Source organism: Actinoplanes sp. NPDC049598 (assembly GCF_040675435.1).
Classification (GTDB): Bacteria; Actinomycetota; Actinomycetes; order Mycobacteriales; family Micromonosporaceae; genus Actinoplanes.
The window spans coordinates 1-20,073 of the sequence record NZ_JBFAOX010000017.1; the positions used below are offsets into that span (position 1 = coordinate 1).

Below are 20,073 nucleotides of genomic sequence, written 5' to 3' on the forward strand. Positions count from 1 at the left end.
CGCGCCAAGCCCGCGCCGGCAAGCCCGCGCCGCGCCCCGGCCCGCGCCGCGTCACACTCCCGCAGTCACCCCCGCGCCACGAAGCCCGCGCCGCGCCCCACCCACCCCGCTCTCAGCGCTGGCCTTTCCGACATTTCGGATAAGGACGGGCGGAGATCGCCGATAGGCTGCCGCTGTGGCGGAGCTTCGGGCGGATGCGCGGCGGAATCGGGAGCGGATTCTCGATGTCGCCCGGGTGGTGGTGCGTGAGCATGGCACGCAGGCCTCGCTGCGGGATGTCGCGCGGCGGGCCGAGGTCGGGCTCGGGACCCTCTACCGGCACTTTCCGTCGCGGGAGGCATTGCTCGAGCAGCTCATGCGGCGGCGCTTCGACCACCTCACCCTGCGGGCGGCGGCGCTGGAGCAGCAGTACGAAGCGGGAGAGGCGCTCGAGCGCTGGCTGATCGAGTTCGCGTACGGCGCCGGGGCCTATCAGGGTCTGCCCGCCTCGATCATGGCCACGCTGGCCGATGCGGAATCGCCGCTCTACTCGTCGTGCGACGCCATGCGCACTGCCGGCGGAACGCTCCTGGCCAACGCCCAGAAATCCGGGAATATCCGGGCCGACCTCACCGCGGCGGAGCTGTTCGCTCTGGTCAATGCCGTCGCCTGGACCGCCGAGTCCGCCCCGGAGCTGGAGGAGCGCGAGCGGCTCCTCCAGCTGATCATCGAAGGGCTGCGAGCCTAACGCAGCCGATCGCGAGCGACCGGTTTTCCACATTGGCGCTTGTCCACAGGCACTCGCGCGCGATCGTGGAAAACCGACGATAATGACCTGTGGGGGTCCCCCTGGGAGGGCGGGTCCCTGGGGTGGGGCGCGTTTGACCGACCGGGCGCGCCTCAGAGGTCCACGCCGGTCAGGACCATGACCCTGGGTTCGGTGTAGTCCTCCATCGCGCTGGCCACGCCTTCCCGGCCGGAGCCGCTTCCTTTGACGCCGCCGTAGGGCATCTGGTCGGCGCGGAAGCTGGGCACGTCGCCGATGACGACGCCGCCGACCTGGAGGCGGCGGTGGGCGGTGAAGGCCAGGTCGAGGCGGCGGGTGAAGACGCCCGCCTGCAGGCCGTACGCCGAGTCGTTGATCGCGGCCAGGCCGGCCTGGTCCGAGTCGACGGCCGTGAGGACCAGCACCGGGCCGAAGACCTCCTCGGCGGAAACCTTGGCACCGGCCGGCACGCCGGTCAGCACGGTCGGGGCGACGGTGGTCCCGGAACGGGTGCCGCCCGTCAGGACCCGGCCGCCTGCGGCCACGGCCTCGTCGATCCAGTCGGCGATGCGGTCGGCGGCGCGCGAGTCGATCACCGGGCCGACGTCGGTGGCGGAGTCGCGGGGGTCGCCGGTCTTCAGGGCTTGGACGGCGGCGATCAGCTTGGGCTCGAACGCGGCCAGGTGGCGCTGGTGGACGAAGACCCGCTGGACCGCGATGCAGCTCTGCCCGGCCTGGTAGTTGGAGAACGTCGCCACCCGCTGGGCCGCGTAGTCCAGGTCGTCCCAGTCCTCGGCGACCAGCACCGCCGCGTTGCCGCCGAGCTCGAGCGTCACGTGCTTGTGCGGCACGGCGGCCCGGATCCGCGCGCCGACCGGCCCGCTGCCGGTGAACGACACGACCGGCAGGCGCGGGTCGGCGACCAGCGACGCCATCCGGTCGTTGGGCACCGGCAGCACCGAGAACATGCCTTCCGGCAGGTCCAGGCCGGCCAGGATCTCGCCGAGCAGCAGCGCGGTCAGGGGTGTGGCCGGGGCCGGCTTCACGATGATCGGCGTGCCGACCGCGAGGGCCGGCGCCACTTTGTGGGCGACCAGGTTGAGCGGGAAGTTGAACGGCGCGATCCCGAGCACCGGGCCGCGCGGTACCCGGCGTACCAGCGCGATCCGGCCCGCCGCGGCCGGGTCGGTGTCCAGGCGTTGCAGGTCGCCGGAGAAGCGGCGGGCCTCCTCGGCCGCCCATCGGAAGGTGGAGACGGCCCGGTTCACCTCGGCCGCCGCCCATTTGACCGGTTTGCCGTTCTCGGCAGTGATCAGCGTGGCGATCTCTGCAGCCCGATCACCAAGCTGCCGGCTCACTGAATCCAAGGCGGCGGCCCGAGCCGCTGCCGACAAATCAGACATAACGCTGGATGCGGCGGCCACAGCTTCCTCGACCTGAGATGACGTGGCGTAGGAGGTCTCGCCCACGACCGCGCCCGAGTACGGGTGACGAACGGTCAGGACATCGCTGCTGGTAGCCGGGCGACCGGCGACGTAAAAGGGGATCACGGGCGCAGCGTACCCACAGATGTAACACGGAAATAGTTGTCAGGCCTTCCGTTGACCACGGAATCAGTGAAATGATCCGTCCTCTGGACCTGAAGGAGTTGAGACATGCCCACCTCGGCCGATCTGCACCGGCGCCGCGCCGCGGTCGTCGCGCGCGGGGTCAGCAGCATGATCCCGTCGTATGTCGACACCGCCGCGGGCGGCACCCTGACCGACGTCGAGGGCCGCGAGTGGATCGACTTCGCCGCCGGCATCGCGGTCACCAACGTGGGCAACTCCGCGCCGAAGGTGGTCGAGGCGGTCAAGGCGCAGGTCGAGCGTTTCACCCACACCTGCTTCATGATCGCGCCGTACGAGCAGTACGTGGCGGTCTGCGAGGAGCTGGCCGCGCTCACCCCGGGCGACTTCGAGAAGCGCTCGGCGCTGTTCAACTCCGGCGCCGAGGCGGTGGAGAACGCGGTGAAGATCGCCCGCCACGCCACCGGCCGGCAGGCGGTCGTCGTGTTCGACCACGCCTACCACGGCCGGACCAACCTGACGATGGCCCTGACCGCGAAGGTCATGCCGTACAAGCAGGGCTTCGGCCCGTTCGCGGGCGAGATCTACCGGGTCCAGATGTCGTACCCGTTCCGCGACGGCCGCACCGGGGCGGACGCGGCGGCGTACGCCATCGGTCAGATCGAGAAGACGGTCGGCGCGACCAACGTCGCGGCCGTCCTGATCGAGCCCATCCAGGGCGAGGGCGGGTTCGTCGTGCCGGCCGAGGGCTTCCTCCCGGCGCTGGCCGACTGGTCGAAGCGAAACGGAGCGGTGTTCATCGCCGACGAGATCCAGACCGGCTTCTGCCGTACGGGGGCCTGGTTCGCCAGCGAGCACGAGGGCGTGGTGCCCGACCTGATCACCACGGCCAAGGGCATCGCCGGTGGGCTGCCGCTGGCCGCGGTCACCGGGCGGGCCGAGCTGATGGACGCGGTGCATCCGGGCGGCCTCGGCGGCACGTACGGCGGCAATCCGATCGCCTGCGCCGCCGCCCTGGCCTCGATCGAGACCATGCGCGAGCTCGACCTCGCGGCCGCCGCCCGCCGCATCGAGGCCGTGGCCCGCCCCCGGCTGGAGGCCCTCGCGGCCAAGCACCCGGTGATCGGCGAGGTCCGCGGGCGCGGAGCGATGCTCGCCTTGGAGCTCGTCGGTCCTGATGACCGGAGCCCCGATCCGGTCACCACCGCCGCCGTGCAGAAGAAGGCGCACGAGCTCGGCCTGCTCCTGCTGACCTGCGGCACCTACGGCAACGTCGTCCGCCTGCTGCCGCCCCTGATCATTTCCGACGACGAGCTCGACCGCGGCCTCACCCTGCTCGAGCAGAGCTTTTAAGGAGCACCCCTTGACCGACCTCCAGTCACCCGACTACGAGAAGCTGGCCGGCGACGCGCGCGACCATCTCTGGATGCACTTCACCCGGCTTTCGTCGTACAAGAAGGCCGACATCCCGATGATCGTGCGGGGCGACGGCTGCTACGTCTGGGACTCCACCGGCCGCAAATACCTCGACGGTCTCTCGGCGCTGTTCGTCGTGCAGACCGGCCACGGCCGCCAGGAGCTGGCCGAGGCCGCGGCCAAGCAGGCGGGCGAGCTCGCGTACTTCCCGATCTGGTCGTACGCCCACCCCAAGGCGGTCGAGCTGGCCGACCGGATCGCCGACCTGACCCCGGGCGACCTCAACCGGGTCTTCTTCACCACCGGCGGCTCCGAGGCGGTCGAGTCGGCCTGGAAGCTCGCCCGCTCGTACTTCAAGCGGACCGGCAAGCCCACCAAGACCAAGGTCATCTCGCGGTCGATCGCCTACCACGGCACGTCGATGGGCGCCCTGTCGATCACCGGCATCCCCGCCCTCAAGGCGGATTTCGAGCCGCTCGTGCCGTCGACGATGCGCGTGCCGAACACCAACTACTACCGCCGCCCCGACGAGAACATGACGCCGGAGCAGTTCGGCGTCTGGGCCGCCGACCGCATCGCCGAGGCCATCGAGTTCGAGGGCCCGGAGACGGTGGCCGCGGTCTTCCTCGAGCCGGTGCAGAACGCCGGCGGCTGCTTCCCGCCGCCGCCCGGCTACTTCCAGCGGGTCCGCGAGATCTGCGACCGGTACGACGTACTGCTCGTCTCGGACGACGTGATCTGCGGCTTCGGGCGCCTCGGCGAGTACTTCGGCGGGCTCAAGTACAACTACACGCCCGACATCATCACCGTGGCCAAGGGCCTGACCAGTGGTTACGTGCCGCTGGGGGCGATGATCGCCTCGGAGAGGCTGGCCGAGCCGTTCCTCGAGGGCACCAACTGGTTCGCCCACGGCATCACCTACGGCGGCCACCCGGTCGGCTCGGCGGTGGCCCTGGCCAACCTCGACATCATGGAGCGGGAGGACCTCAACGGTCACGTCCGCGAGAACAGCGACCTGTTCCGCTCCTACCTCGAGCGCCTGACCGACCTGCCCATCGTCGGCGACGTCCGCGGCGACGGCTACTTCTTCGGTCTCGAGCTGGTCAAGGACAAGGCCACCAAACAGACGTTCAACGAGGAGGAGTCGGAGCGCCTGCTGCGCGGTTTCCTCTCACACGCGCTGTTCGACGCGGGCCTCTACTGCCGCGCCGACGACCGGGGCGACCCGGTCATCCAGCTCGCCCCGCCGCTGATCGCCGGCGAGGCGCAGTTCCAGGAGATCGAGCAGATTCTGCGCTCGGTGCTGACCGAGGCGTCGAACCAGCTCTGAGCTCCGGCGGGCGACCGCCCCTTCATGGGGCAGGGGCGGTCGCCACCCGCATCAGGTCTCGGTCGTCCGCAGGGCGCCGCGGCGCTGCTCGTAGATGCCGGCCAGCACGGTCGCCACCAGCACGAGCGTCACCGACACGACCGCCAGCACCGGCTCCAGCGCCTCGACGAAACCGAGCCCCGCCACCACCGGGATCACCGCGGCCGGCCACGGCCAGGCCGAACGCCACCGCCCCGAGGTCCCCATCATCACGACCGCCACACCGATCAGGTAGAGGGCCACGCCGCCGTGCAGCGCCCACCGGCCGGCCGCCTCCAGCTCCCCGGCGGGGTGCACGACGAACTGCTCGATGCCGACCGCCGCGATCGCCAGACCCACGATCAACGGCAGATGCCCATAGATGTACGCGTCGACGACGCCGCTCTCCTCGTCGTCGTCGCTCTCCTCGATCAGCTGGCGTTTGCCGGCGGCGCCACCCAGATCGAAGTAGACCCACCACATCGCGGCCACCGCGGTGAAGGCGACCGCGGCCGCCACCACCGACGAACCGGACCAGTGCGCGTCGTGCACCCCGGTGGCCAGCGACGCGATCGACTCGCCGAGCACGAGGATCACGAACAGACCGAAGCGCTCCGGCATGTGATCGAGATGTAGCGGCACATCGTCGCCGAGCCGGGTGGCGACCAGCGGCGCGGCCGCCTCGATCAGGATGCCGGCGCCCCACAACACGTACCGGGCCGTGCCCTCGACCGGGATCGAGATCGCCCACAGCACCGCGGCGATCCCGGCGCCGGCCAGATAGATCGCGATGGTGCGCCGCGCGTCCTCGACATGGCGGTACGCACGGGCGTACAGCAGCAGCAGAATGACCCGCGTCGCGAGATAGCAGGCCGCGAAGCGCGCGCCGTCGCCGCCGGTCGCGCCCTGGGCCGAGGCCGCCATCCCGATGACGGCGCCGGTCATGGCCAGCTTGGCGATCCGGTAGATCACGTCGTTGGTGTCGAACCGGTTGGCGTAGAGCGTGGTGGTCACCCACGACCACCACGTCACCACCAGCAGCCCGGCGAAGCTGGCGGCCCCGCGCAGGTCGAGGTGGTCGGCGAACGAATGGGCGAGCTCGGCCACGACGAGCACATAGGCGAGGTCGAAGAACAGCTCGAGCCGGGTGGCGTGCCGCTCCTCCTCGGTGCGCAGCCGGGGCGGCTCGATCAGGGGGGCTTGGCGGTCGTTACTCATCGACCGCTGCATTTCCCTGCGCCTGCGCGTTCTACGCATCGAGGATGCCTACGATCCCCGAAACGCCGTCTCCGGATCGGGGGCCGGGCGCTGGGGGAGGGTGGCCTTCGCGGCGTTCGACCGGCGCCGGCGCGGGAGCAGCGTGGCGTTGTCCTTGGCCGCGTTCGCCTTGGGGGAGGCGGCGAGGCGGTGACCGGCGGCGGGTGGCAGGTTGGCCGGGACCGGACTCGGGCGGTGCGGCTCGGCCGGCAGCGGCAGGCCGATGAGGGAGACGGCGATGGCTTCCGCGGCGGCCGGGCAGGTGAGGGCCTTCGGCGCGGGGGCGATGACGAGGTCGGCGGCGTGGTGGGGGACAGGGGAGGCGGCGATGGCGGGGGCCTGGTGGCGGAGGTGCAGCCACGAGAGCCAGCCGAGTCCGATGATGAAGCCGAAGCTGATGATGCGGTAGAGCACGACCGTGGCGACCGCGGCCGGAGTGGTGACGCCGCCGGCGATCAGGCCGAGGATCAGGGCGCTGTCGATGATGCCGAGGCCGCCCGGGACGATGGTGATGGTGCCCGCGGCCATGGCGGCGCAGAAGGCCAGCAGGACGGCGGTCGGGCCGGCCGGGTGCTCGCCGACGGCCAGGAAGCAGAGCCAGAGGCAGACCGCGTCGAGCAGCCAGTTGAGCACGGCCAGGATCGCGGCGGCGGCGCCGTGAGCGGGGCGGAGCCGGGCGGCCCGCAACTGCAGGAGAAAGTCGCGGACGCGCTCCTGGCCCTGGGCCGCGGGGCGGTGCCGTAGGCGGTTGACGGCGGCCAGCGGGGAACGGAGCAGGGCCTCGGCGCTCTCCGGGCGCCGGGCCAAGCGCCGGGCGCCGAGGATCAGCAGGACAGTCGCGACGAACAGGGCGGCCAGGTGGGTCCAGTCGGCCCCGCCGCCCGCCGCGAGGGCGCTGCCGACGGTGACCACGGCCAGGGCGCAGGCCGACAGGATGCCGCTGAGCGCGATGGTCCAGGACGCGATGGCCGGGCTGGCCCCGAAGCGGCGCATCTGCTGGTAGTTGAGCCGGGTCGAGAAGGCGGCCCCACCCGGCAGCGTCTCGTTGAGCGAGTGGGCGGCGTAGGTGAGCTTCACGTTGTCGAGGTGCGAGGCCCGCACGCCGGCCGAGCGCAGCAGGCGGCCCTGCATCCGGGCGTAGGCGCTCATGGCGGCGACCTCGGCCAGGACGGCCAGCGCCAGCCAGCCGACATGCGGGGTGCGGAGCTGACGCAGGGCGCCGGACAGTGAGGACCAGCCCACGACCAGCTCGACCGCGAAGAGGATCAGCACCGCGACCACGCCGCCGGTCTTCAGCCGCCGCCCCCAGCGGCCGCGCGCGACCCGCGTCCCGGCGGATCGCTGTACTGCTTGTGTCACGGCGTGCTCCTGGCGTGCCCGTTCTTCGGTGGCTCGATCAGGATCCGCCAAAGATTGCCTATCACGCAAGTTTTCTCAATGAGAATGAAATCACGTGCCCTCCAGGTGTGGACAACGCCGATGATCGACTGCGCATGCCCGCCCGCGTACGTGAGCAGCGTCGCAATCTCTCAGCTCACGAGGTTCGTAAAAGTCCATCGTGGACGACAAACCGGGAACTGTTGCTAGGTAAGCCATCCGACCAACTGTCGACTGTCCATGGTGGAACCCGCGGCCCGGTCCGGGGAAGTTGTGGCGGGAGTGGCTCACGGGGTCACCGTGATTGCTGAGACGTTTCATGAGCCTGGGCCGAACATGAAAGAATTGTCAGGAACTCCCGCAAACGAGAGACATATCCGACTTAGGCCATCGAAGATCGGATCGTGGTTGCGGAAAGGCTCGGCCGGATCCCGGCGGCGTTCATCGCCGTCCTCGTGGCATTTGCCCTGCTTATGGTGCCCCGCCCCGCGTACGCGGCGACCTCCGTCACGACGCGGGCGGACGGCGTCAGGGTCAACCTCACCGCTGCGGTGATCATCAACGCCAACGTCAAGCTGCCCGGGGTGACGTCGAACTGGCACGACGGCTCGGCCGACACGCATTCCGTGCTGACCGGGCTCGTGCCGCTCGTCCTCGACACCGGCGCCATCACCACGACCGCGGAGCCGGTTCCCGGCGGCGGCCGGGCCAGGAGCCGGGTCGCCGGGCTGAACCTGCTCGGCGGGGTGATCGCCGCCGACGCCCTCGACGCCTCCTGCGAGATGTCGGCCACCGACTTCACGGCCGGCACGAACACGCTGGGCTTGAAGATCGGTGGCCTCAACGTCGGCGCGGCCGCCAACCTCGACATCAACCTGCCCGGGATCATCACCGGCAAGACGAACTACCAGAAGGCCGACTGGAACACGACGACCGGCAAGTTCGACGTCACGGTCCGCTCGCTCAGTCTGGACGCCCTCAAGATCACCGGAGTCCTCGTCAGCGGCAGCGTGGTCGTCAACGAGGCGTTCTGCACCGGCAACATCAAGTTGGGTGCGGTCGTCACCGCCCCGACGCCCCTGGTACCCGGCGAGTCCGGCACTCCCTCGGTCACGGTCGCCAACACCGGTGACATCGCGGCCCCGCACACGACGATCCGGATCCCCAAGCCGAACGCGGCCTACTACACCCTCAAGCCGGCGACGGTCGGCAACGTCGCCTGCGACATGACGTCGAACGCGAACTACATCATCTGCGAGGACGTGACCGTGCCGGGCAACGGCGTGGCCAAGGTGAACCTCCCCGTGCAGCTGAAGTCCTCGGCCACCGGTTCGGCCCCGCCGTGGGCGCCGGCGGCCGACACCATCACGGCCACCAGCGTCCCGGTGCCCGGCGATCCCACCCAGACGATGACCGTCAAGGGGCAGGGCACCCTCGCCTCCGCCCAGGCCCGGTCGACCACCAGCGGCGCCTTCACGGTCAACCCGACCACCCTCGCCGCCGGCAAGAGCACCCAGGCCACCGTCAAGCTCACCAACAACGGTCCCTCCGACGCCGACGACGCGATCGTCACCATCCCGCTGACCGGCCTGCCCGACGGCGTGACCGTCAACACGGCCTCGGTCCCCGGCGGGACCTGCGCGGTGGCCAACGGCAACGTCAGGTGTACGGGCGTCTCGGTCCCCGGCGGCGGCAGCACCACCATCACCCTCAACGTCTCGGCCGCCGGCACCACCGCCCCCACCAGCACCTGGGACCTCGCCAACATCACGACCAGCCTGAACGGCACCGCGGTGACCGGGCACGGCCGGCTGCTGACCATCCTCGATCCGGACGTGAACCTGACCGGCGGCGTCTCCATCATCCCGGCCGCGGCGACGCCGGGCGGGCCGGAGACGACCGCGACCATCCGGGTCGCCAACTCGGGCGCCCTGCCCGCCACCGGCACCACGATCACGGTCACCGGCCTGCCCACCGGTTATTCGATGGGCCAGCTCAGCAACCCGGGCGGCGGCAACTGCATCGTCGTCGGGACCGAGATCCGCTGCTCCAACGTGACCGTCCCGGCCGCCTCGGGCGGCACCCCGGGCGCGGTCACTCTGTCCCTGCCGGTCTCGCTCGGCTCGGGCACCTCGGCCAACTGGACCGGCACGGTGACCGCCAAGTCGGGCGACTCGACCGGCTCGGCCAGCGGCGCCGTCGTCATCACGGCGGTGCCGCGGTACACGCTGGGCGTGGACGCCCGCGGCCCGGCCGCCCGCACGGTCAGTCCCGGCCAGACCACCACGATGACGATCGACGTGCAGAACCAGGGGCCGTCGGACGCCCGTAACGCCCCGTTCGTCGTGGTCGCCCCGCGCAACACCACGTTCGGCACGGTCGGCCTGCCGAGCGCGTGCCAGGTGCTCACGGCGACCACCGTGCGGTGCACAGTGGACCGCACGCCGACCGACCCGCCGACGACCTTCGCCCTGCCGCTGCTGGTGCTGCCGACGGCCGACCCGGCCACCCCGCTGACCGGCGGCTGTGTGAGCGTGGACAACGACTCGACCTGCGGCGCGGGCGAGCCGGCCCTGCCCGCGATCACCCTGCGGGCCGCGCTCAGCACCCGGATGACGGCGCTGGTCAGCCCGGCCACCATCACGCCGGGCCAGACCGGGACGGGCCGGGTCACGCTGACCTCCACCCAGGCCGAGAGCGGCGTCACGGTCACCGTTCCCAAGACCCAGCTGCCGAGCGGCTGGACCGTCACCGCGGCCTCGGTGAGCGGCGGGACGTGCGATCCGTCCGGCGCCTCGATCGTCTGCTCCGGCCTCGGTCTCACGGCCGGGGCGGCCAAGGACATACTGGTCACCGTACGGGTGCCGGCCACGGCCACCGTCGGGCAGACGTGGACCGCCACCGGGGTCACGGTCGACACCGACAACGAACGGATCACGACGCTCGGCGCCCTGGCCACCACCACCGTGCCGGCGTACGTCCTGGAGGCCGGCGTCACCGGCCCGGCCGCGGGCACGGTCGCGCCGGGCGGGACGGCCGATCTCAAGGTGACCGTGACCAACAAGGGCCCGTCGGTCGCCACGGGCGGGACCTTCACCGTCCCGGCGCCGCCCGGCACGAGCTTCGGGCAGCTCACCGACCCCGCGACCGCGCAGCTGTGCACCACCGACCTCAACCGCACGCTGCTGTCCTGCGCGGTCAACCTGGCCGTGAACGAGCCCACCCCCGAGCTGACGATCCCGCTGGTGACCCCGTCGAACGCCGAGCCGGGCTCGACCATCGGCGGCGGGTGTGTCGACATCGACGGCTTCTCCGGCTGCGGCCAGGGCGACGTGGCGCTCCCGTCGATCGTCCTCAAGGTGCCGGCCTCGGCGCAGGTGGCGGTGAGCTCCACCCCGGCCACGGTGACGCCCGGCGGCACCGCCACCGCGACGGTCCGGGTCACCGCGACCCGGTCGGCGCTGACCGGGGTCAGGGTGAACATCCCGCTCACCGGCCTGCCCGGGGGGCTGCAGGCGCCGTCCGTGACGGTCAACAACGGGACGCCGTGCCCGGTGACCGGCTCCATCGCCACCTGTGCGGTCGGCGCCGTCGACCCCCTGACGCCCGAGGACATCGAGGTCACCGTCACCGCCCCGGCCGGCGCCGCCGCCGGCACCACCTGGACCGCGGCCGGCATCACGACCGAGATCCCGGCCGGCACGGTCCCGGCCACCGACCAGGTGCTGGCCCGGGTCGGCGCGGCGCGCTCCACGCTGACCGCGACCGCCGACGCCGGCGGCACCCCGATCCTGCCCGGCGGCACCGGCACGATGACCGTCTCGGTCGACAACACCGGGCCGTCCGACGCGCGTGGGGCGACCGTCACGGTCATCCCGCCCAACGGCGCCATCCTCACCGGCGCCGACAACCCGGCCTGCCAGGTCGTCCTCGCCGGCACCCGGGCCACCTGCACGTTCGACCTGACCGTGGCGGCGGCCCCGCCCACCTGGACCTTCCCGCTGCGCATCGACGCCTCCGTGCGGCCCGGGGCCGCCCTGAGCGGCGGCTGCGTCGACCTGGACGGCAACGCCGTGTGCACCGCGGCCGACGGCACGATCACGCCGATCCCGATCGCCACCCCGCTGCAGAACCGGCTGACCATCACCACCACCAGCGCGTCCATCGCGCCGGGGGAGAGCGGCACCGGGCGGATCCGGATCTCGGCCGGCGCCGACGTCACCGGCCTGACCGTCACCGCGCCGGTGGCCAAGCCGGCCGGGCTGACGGTGTCCGGTGTGGCCGGCCCGCTCGGCTCGACCTGCACACTCAACCCGAACGGGTCGTTCTCCTGCACCGGCGTCAACCTGTCCGGCGGGAGCCACGACGCCGTGATCACCGTGCAGGTCGCCGCGGCCGCGGACGCCGCGGCCGCGACGTGGACCTCCGGCATCGCCGTCACCGACGGCGCCGAGACCGCGGCCGACACCGGCGACCTGGTGGTGATCGGTGCGCCGCGTACCGCGGTCACCGTGAGCGCCGCGACCGGCCCGGCCACCGGCACGGTGAACCCGGGCGAGAACACCAACCTGACGGTGACGCTGCGCAACACCGGCCCGTCCCTCGCGGCCGGCCAGATCGCGCTGGTCACCGCGCCGGCCGGCACCACCTTCGGCACGATGCCCACGGGATGCCTCCGGACCCTGCCCGACCAGGCGCTCTGCCGGGTCGACGTGCCCGCCGCGGGTGGCACCGCGACCCTGACCCTGCCGATCGCCGTGCCGCTGAACGCCGACATCTTCACCCCGGTCGGCGGCGGCTGCGTCGACCTGACCGGCGTGCCCGGCTGCGGCCCGGGCTCCGACGCCATCGCCGCCTTCGCCCTGCGCCAGCCGATCGACCGGCGGGCCACGGTGATCGTCACCCCGGCCACGATCACCCCGGGCGACTCGGGCTCGGCGACCGTCCGGGTGACTGCGGCCGGCGTTCCGCTGACCAACCTCACCGTACAGTTCCCGCTGAGCCTGCCCACCGGCGTCACGCTGGACACGCTGAGCCCGAACCCGGGCTGCGCCCAGAACCCGACCACCCTCGTGACCTGCACCTGGGCGTCCATCCCGAGCGGCGACAGCAGGGACATCACGCTGACCGCGAGTGCCGCCGCCGACCTGGCGGCCGGCGTGAGGTGGGAGACCACCTCGATCACCCTGCTCGACGCCGCCGACACGGCCACCCTGAACGGGACCCGGCTGCTCGCCGTCACCGGGGCGCCGCGCTCCACCATCGTCGCGTCCTTCGACCCGGTCGCCGCGGTCGAGCCCGGCGACACCGGCACCGTCCCGGTCAAGGTGGCCAACACCGGCCCGTCCGACGCGCCCAACCACAGCTTCGGCTTCGTCGCCCCGCCCGGAACCACGTTCGACAGCGCGCCCGGCGGCTGCACCCGGGTCAGCGCGGCCCGGATAACCTGTCAGGCCGACATCGACGCCGGGGACACTCTGAACGTCGCCCTCCCGGTGACGGTGAGCGCCGGCGCCGACCCCACCGGCACGATCACCGGCGGCTGCGTCGACCTCGACAACGACGGCGCGTGCACCGTCACCGACCGGCCGCTGCCGGCCCTGGCCCTCACCACCCGCTTCGACCAGGAGATCCTGGTCCGGGCCGAACGGGCCGACCTGCCGATCGGTGGTGGCACCGGGACGGCCCGGCTCGTGGTGACCTCTCTGAAGAATCAGACCGTCGACGTGTTCGTCCCGCTCGGCGACGTGCCGGGCAGCCACTCGGTCACGCCGAACGCACCGTGCGCGCCCAGCGGCAGCGGCGTGCTCTGCACGGTGGCCCTGACCGCCAACACTCCGGCGACCCTCACCCTGGACATCACCATCCCCGGCGGACTCACCGAGGGGATCGTGTGGGACGCCCAGAACATCGAGATCCGAGGGCGCAACGGCACCGAGACGGTCATCACCGACCAGCTGCTTTCCCGGGTCGGCGCCGCCAACTACACCCTGGCCGCGACCCTGAGCGGTGTTCCGCAGAACGACGTGGCGCTGCCCGGCCAGACGGTCACGATCACGGCCGCTCTCGCCAACACGGGCGTCGTTCCCAACTTCCGGGCGCCGGTACGCATCGTCGCCCCGGCCGGCACCACCTTCGGCACCCTGACCGGCGACGCGCTGGCCGATTGTGTCCGCACCACGCCGACCACTCTGACCTGCCGTACCGATGTCTCGGCGAACGGCCCCGCGGCTTCGTACAGCCTGCCCTTGGTGATCCCCGCCAACGCGACCGGTGGCACCGTGCTGACCGGGGGCTGCCTGGATCTGACCGGCGACGGCACCTGCGACGCGACGATCGCCGACTTCACCGTGCGCAACCCGCTGGCCGCGGTGCTCAGTGTCGCCGGCGCCACGGCGGCCACCCCCGTGCCCGGCGACGACGGCACCGCCACCATCGTGCTGCGCTCGACGCTGGCCCGCTCGAACCTGGCCGTCGAGGTGAGCCGGGCCGGGCTGCCGGCCGGGGTCACCGTCACCGGGGCCCGCCTCGGCGTCACCCCCTGCACCGTGGGGTCGACGATCACCTGCCCGGCGACGGCCATCACCGCCGGCGGCACGGCCACCCTCGATCTCGACCTCCGGACCGCCCCGAACACGGCGGCCGGCGCCACCTGGACGCCGGTGATCACCGTGACCGACCCGGCCGGGGCCGGCAGCAGCACGACGCTGGGGCCGCTCGCGCTGACCGTCGGCCAGCCCGACCGCCAGTTGGCCATCGCCCTGGACCTGCCGGCCGCCGGCAGCGTGCTGCCCGGCGGGACGGCCGACGTGACGGTGCGGATGACCAACGAGGGCCTCTCCGACCACCCCGGAGCGCGGGCCGTCTTCACCGCGCCGGCCGGCACCACCTTCGCCGACCTGGCCGGCACGGACGCCGCGGCCCACTGCACGGCCGACTCGGCCACCCGGGTCACCTGCGTCACCGATCTGACGCCGGGCCAGTCACGCTCGTTCAAGCTCGCCCTGCGGATCGCGACTTCAGCCGGCGGCAGCGTGACCGGCGGCTGCGCGGATGTGCCGGGCGACGCCACCTGTGACGCGGCCATCGCCTTCGCCCTCGGCACGCCCTTCGCCGACCGGGCCCGGATGACCGTCGAGCAGACCACCGTGGTGCCCGGCGACACCGACTTCGGGCACGTCCGGGTCAACACCGACGGCGCCCTGAGCGGCCTCACCCTGACCGTCCCGCTGGCCGGCAAGGACCCGGGCATCGCCGTCATCGACGTGGCCGGCCCGCCCAGCTCGCAGTGCACGGCCAACACCAGTGTGATCACCTGCACCAACGTCACCCTGGCCGACGGGGACAACGAGACCCTTCTGGATGTACGGATGCGGCCGGCGCCCAACCTGGCCGCGGGCGTGGTGTGGGCGCCGGTGGTGACGCTGACCAACTCCTCGGGCGCCACCAGCCAGGCCTCGGGCGTGCTGCTGCGCACCGGGACGCCGCAGCCACAGATCACGTACGACCTGAGCGCGCCGACCGGAACCATCGCCACCGGCACTACCGCCACCATCACGGCCTCGATCGACAACACCGGCTTCTCCGACGCGACCGGGGTGTCCCTGCGCGTCAAGGCGCCGGCCGGCACCACCTGGGGCCCGCTCGCCGGCGCGGCCGCGGACGACTGCACGCCGGTCGGCACCGCCTACCTGGACTGCCGGTTCGACCTGGCCGCCGACGCCCCGGCGCCGATCACGTGGGCGCTGCCGGTGCAGATCCCGGCCAACGCCGACCCGGCCCAGCCGGTGACCGGCGGCTGCCTGGACACCGACAAGGACAACGTCTGCGACCGGAGCCTGCCCGCCATCACCTTGACGCCGACCCTGGCCCAGTCGGTGACGGTCACCGCCAGCAACCCGTCGCTGGTGCCCGGCGCCACCGGCACGATCCTGGTCAACGTCCACACCGACCAGGCCCGCACCGGTCTCGTCGTCACCATCCCGGCCGCCGGGCTGCCCACCGGCCTGAGCATCCTGCAGGCCCGGGTCGACGGCGGCTCCTGCACGATCACCCGCGGCGTCGACGTGACGTGCCGCAACATCTCTTTGGCGGCCGACGGCACGGCCGCGATCACGCTCACGGCGCAGGTCGCGGACGACGCGCCGGCCAACGCCACCTGGCGGGCGGACGTCCAGGTCGCGCAGAACACGCAGTCGGCCTCGTTCCTCAACACCACGCTGGCCCGGATCGGCGCCACCGACGTCCGGGTCACCGTCGACGTCACCGGGCCGCCGGCCGGCAGCCTGCTGCCCGGCGCGACCGGCGCGGTGACGCTGAACTTCACCAACGCCGGGCTGTCGCAGGGCAACCGGCTGCCCTACACGGTGCTGGCGCCGCCCGGGGCCACCTTCCCCGAGCTGATCGGCGCGCCGGCCGGCCTGTGCACCCGGACCTCGGACACCCGGCTCGACTGCCGCATCACCGTGGCCGGCGGCGGCCTGCTGTCGATCGCCTTCCCGATCAAGATCGACGCCAACGCGGACCCGCGGATCGCGCTGACCGGCGGCTGCGTGGAGGCCGCGGGCAACGGCTCCTGCGCGGTCCCACCGGACGTCGCCATCCCCGAGATCGAACTGGCCACCCCGCTCGCCGGCCGCCTGCAGCTCGTGCCGGCCGACACCACGGTGGTGCCGGGCCGGGTCGCCTCGGGCACCCTCAAGCTGAGCGCCGCCGGCGCGGTGCAGGACGCCGCCTTCACCATCCCGCTCACCGGCAAGCCGGCCGGCCTCACCATCACCGGCGTCTCCGGGCCGGCCGGCTCGACCTGCGGCTACACCTCGGTCCAGATCAGGTGTACGGGGGTCGACCTGCGCGCCGGCACGAACACCGCGGTGACCGTGGTCGTCAACTCCGACCCCGGCCTCGCGCCGGGCGCACGCTGGCGGGCCACCGGCATCTCGGTGACCGCGAACGGCGAGACCAGCACCGGCATCAACGCCGACATGTTCACCGTCGGCGACCCGGTCTCGGCCATCACCTTCACCGCCACCAACACCAGCGCCACGGTCCGGCCGGGGGAGACGACCAGCCTGACGGTCACCGCGGCCAACGCCGGGCCCTCGCACGCCGTGAACCGCACGGCCCGGATCGTCGCCGCCAACAACACCCAGTTCGGCCCGCTGTCGGGCCAGGCTCTCGACGACTGCCAGGTCAGCAGCGCCACGGTGCTCACGTGCACGTACAGCCTCGAAGCGAACGACTCGCTGGGCTGGACCCTGCCGCTGGTCGTCTCCAGCGGGGTCGCCGACGGCGACTCGCTGACCGGTGGCTGCGTCTCGGGCGACGGCAACAGCGCCTGCGGCGACGACCTCGACGTGGCGCTCGACGCGACACCGGTCGACCAGCCGCTGAGCACCACCGGAGCACTGAGCCTGGACAGCTCGGTGATCGCGGCCGGGTCGTCCGGCACCGCGCTGGTCCGGCTCTCGGCCACGGTCGCGCACACCGGGCTCACGCTGACCGTCCCGCTCGCCGAGCTGCCGACCGGCTTCCGGGTCACCGGGGCCACCCTGGGCGGCCTGACCTGCCCGGTCACCGGATCCGCGGTCACCTGCACCGGGGTCGACCTGGCGGCCGGCACCCCGCGCGTGCTGCGGCTCGCCGTCGCCGTCGGCTCCACCGCCGCGAGCCTGTCCGCGTGGCGGGTCACCGGCGTCACGCTGGTGGACCCGGACGACCCGACCGACAAGCTCACCACGGCCGGTCTGCTGGTGAGCACGACCGACACGTCGTACTCGGTCGCGGTCACCATCGGCAGCCCGTCCGTGGCCAACCCGGCCGCCGGCCAGGCCACCGTGCTGCCGATCACCCTGACCAACTCGGGACCCGGCAACGCCGGCCGCTATGTCGCCACCATCAGGGTTCCGGACGGCATGACCCCCGGCCGGCTACCCTCCGGTTGCGCCGCCGGATCGAGCGCCGGCATCGTGGTCTGCACGATCTCGCTGAACGCCGGGACCAAGAAGACGATCTCACTGCCGCTGGTCGTCGACCCCGGCGCGGCCGACGACCAGAAACTCACCGGCGGGTGCGTCGACGAGGCGCTCAGCTCCGCTCCCCAGTTCGACCTGACCTGCGGCGGTAGTGCGGACGTGGCGATTCCGGACATCACCGTCGGCCGCTACAAGGTCAACCTGGCCATCAAGTACGGCAAGCCGGCGCAGACCCTGCCGCGGGACGGCTCGCTGGTGGTCAAGCTCCCGTACACCAACGACGGCACCGAGACGGCCGACGACGTGCGGTTCGCCGTCGCGCCGCCGGCCGGGGTGACCATCCTCAAGGCGGCGGTCCTGCTCGCCGCCGCCGACGCCGAGGCGGCCGAGGTGTCGGCCCTCGCCGAGACCACCGACAACACTGTCGAGGCGCCCTGTATGGCGGTCGACGACACCGCGGTCACCAACGACGTGGTGTGCAGCGCGCCGGACACCGCCGCCTCGGCCGGTCACGAGCTGTGGCTCACCCTCGACGCGGCCGACTCGGTGGCGGCCGGCACCTACGCGATGCCGGTCACCATCAGCACGACGAGCGCCGACGGCGACTCGGCGGACAACACCGTCCAGGTCTGGCTCAAGCTGGCCGCGGCCGCCGACGAGGACGAGGACGACAACGGCGGCGACGGTGACACCGGTGGCGGGGACGACGGCGGCAACGGTGGCGATGACGGCGGCAATGGCGACAACGGCGGCAATGGCGACAACGGCGGCGACGGGGACAACGGCGGCGACGGGGACAACGGCGGCGGCAACGGCGGCGAGGACGAGGACCTGCCCACCACCGGCGCCCAGGTGGCCGGGCTCGGGGTGATGTCGCTCCTGCTGATCGTGGCCGGCGCCGGGCTGGTGCTCCTGGTCCGCGAACGCCGGCCGGCGACCGCGGTCAGGACGGGTACGGCCACTCGTGCACAGGGAGGTTCTCATGCATCAGCGGGAGGTATCGCCGAAGCATTTCGTGCAGCGCTTCCTGGCGGTCGTTTCCGTCGGCCTCCAAGGCATGCAGCGTCTGCACCTGCCAGGCGGCCCCGTTCCGGTGAGTGAGGCAGCGCTGCTCGATGATGCCGAGCAGCCGATCGCTCTCGGCCGCCGAGACGCCCCACTTGTCCAGGCCCTGCCGGGCCATCGGCAGCAGCCGGCGCAGCACCAGCTCGGTGACCTGGATGTAGCCCAGACCGGGCCAGAACACGCTCGCGTCGATGCCGTGCCGGGCGCAGGTGTGGAAGTTCTCCTCGGCCGCGCTGAAGCTCATCTGCGTCCACAGTGGACGCTCGGCCTCGGCCAGCGTACGGATCAGGCCGTAGTAGAAGGCGGCGTTGGCCATCGTGTCGACCACGGTCGGGCCGGCCGGCAGCACCCTGTTCTCCACCCGCAAGTGCGGGCGGCCCTTCACCACGGCATAGATGGGGCGGTTCCACCGGTAGATCGTGCCGTTGTGCAGCCGCAGCTCGGAGAGCTCGGGCACCTCGCCGCGCTCGAGGATCTCCGACGGGTCGGCCTCGTCGCAGATCGGCAGCAGCGCCGGGAAGTACCGCACGTTCTCCTCGAACAGGTCGAAGACGCTGGTGATCCATCGTTCGCCGAACCACACGCGAGGGCGTACGCCCTGAGCTCTTATCTCGTCCGACCGGGTGTCGGTGGCCTGCTCGAACAGCGGGATGCGGGTCTCACGCCACAGCTCCCGGCCGAACAGCAGCGGGGCGTTCGCCCCGAGGGCGACCTGGATGCCCGCGATGACCTGGGCCGCGTTCCAGTACGCGGCGAACTGCGCCGGGCTCACCTGCAGGTGGAACTGGGTGCTGGTGCAGGCCGACTCGGGTGCGATGCTGTCGGTGGTGACCGCGAGCCGGTCGACGCCGTCGATCCGGATGTCCAGATCCTCGCCGCGGGCCGCGAAGATCTGTTCGTTGAGCAGCTTGTAGCGCGGGTTGGCGGAGAGCGCCTCGAGGGTCATGTGCTCGCGCCGCAGCGTCGGCAGGATGCCGATCATCACGGTGTGCGCGCCGACCTTGCGGGCGTGCATCTCGGCGTTGTTGAGGCTGCCCCGCAGGCTGCGCTCCAGGTCGGCGTTCTCGTCGCCGGCCAGCCGCCGCGGCGGGACGTTTATCTCGATGTTGAACTGGCCCAGCTCGGTCTGGAAATCCGGATCGGCGATGGCACCGAGAACCTCGGAGTTGCGCATGGCCGGGTCGGCCCGCTCGTCGATGAGGTTGAGCTCGATCTCCATGCCGGTGAGCGGCCGCTCGAACTCGAAACGCGACTCGCGCAGCATCGCGGCGAACACGTCCAGACTCCGCCGGATCTTGTGCCGGTACTTGGCGCGGTCCTCAC

Annotated in this window: 7 protein-coding genes; 4 read left to right on the plus strand and 3 right to left on the minus strand. The window is 72.2% G+C overall.

What is annotated here, in order from left to right:
• The first annotated feature begins 175 nt into the window (after positions 1 to 175).
• Entirely contained in the window at positions 176 to 727 is a 552-nt protein-coding gene (locus AB0J66_RS32380; RefSeq protein WP_364668761.1) for a helix-turn-helix domain-containing protein, read from the plus strand.
• Between the two features lie 152 nt (positions 728 to 879).
• On the opposite strand, the gene AB0J66_RS32385 is transcribed toward AB0J66_RS32380, so the two are convergent.
• Positions 880 to 2,295: an aldehyde dehydrogenase family protein gene (locus AB0J66_RS32385; RefSeq protein ID WP_364668764.1), complete on the minus strand. Its 1,416-nt coding sequence runs from the start codon at positions 2,293 to 2,295 to the stop codon at positions 880 to 882.
• A 105-nt stretch (positions 2,296 to 2,400) separates the two neighbouring features.
• On the opposite strand from AB0J66_RS32385, the gene gabT reads away from it, so the two are divergent.
• Together gabT and AB0J66_RS32395 are read left to right on the plus strand one after the other, a co-directional pair.
• Complete coding sequence (gene gabT, locus AB0J66_RS32390) at positions 2,401 to 3,666, plus strand: 4-aminobutyrate--2-oxoglutarate transaminase (RefSeq protein ID WP_364668767.1); 1,266 nt, start codon at positions 2,401 to 2,403, stop codon at positions 3,664 to 3,666.
• Positions 3,667 to 3,676: 10 nt separating this feature from the next.
• On the plus strand, positions 3,677 to 5,059 hold the full coding sequence (locus tag AB0J66_RS32395; protein WP_364668770.1) for an aspartate aminotransferase family protein: 1,383 nt from the start codon (positions 3,677 to 3,679) through the stop codon (positions 5,057 to 5,059).
• A 51-nt stretch (positions 5,060 to 5,110) separates the two neighbouring features.
• Here AB0J66_RS32395 and AB0J66_RS32400 read toward each other — a convergent pair whose 3' ends face one another.
• Entirely contained in the window at positions 5,111 to 6,295 is a 1,185-nt protein-coding gene (locus tag AB0J66_RS32400; RefSeq protein WP_364668772.1) for a low temperature requirement protein A, read from the minus strand.
• A gap of 48 nt (positions 6,296 to 6,343) precedes the next feature.
• Complete coding sequence (locus AB0J66_RS32405; RefSeq protein ID WP_364668775.1) at positions 6,344 to 7,693, minus strand: flippase-like domain-containing protein; 1,350 nt, start codon at positions 7,691 to 7,693, stop codon at positions 6,344 to 6,346.
• 422 nt (positions 7,694 to 8,115) lie between these two features.
• Between AB0J66_RS32405 and AB0J66_RS32410 the strand changes: the two genes are divergently transcribed.
• Complete coding sequence (locus AB0J66_RS32410) at positions 8,116 to 18,786, plus strand: hypothetical protein (RefSeq protein ID WP_364668777.1); 10,671 nt, start codon at positions 8,116 to 8,118, stop codon at positions 18,784 to 18,786.
• The last annotated feature ends 1,287 nt before the right edge of the window (positions 18,787 to 20,073 follow it).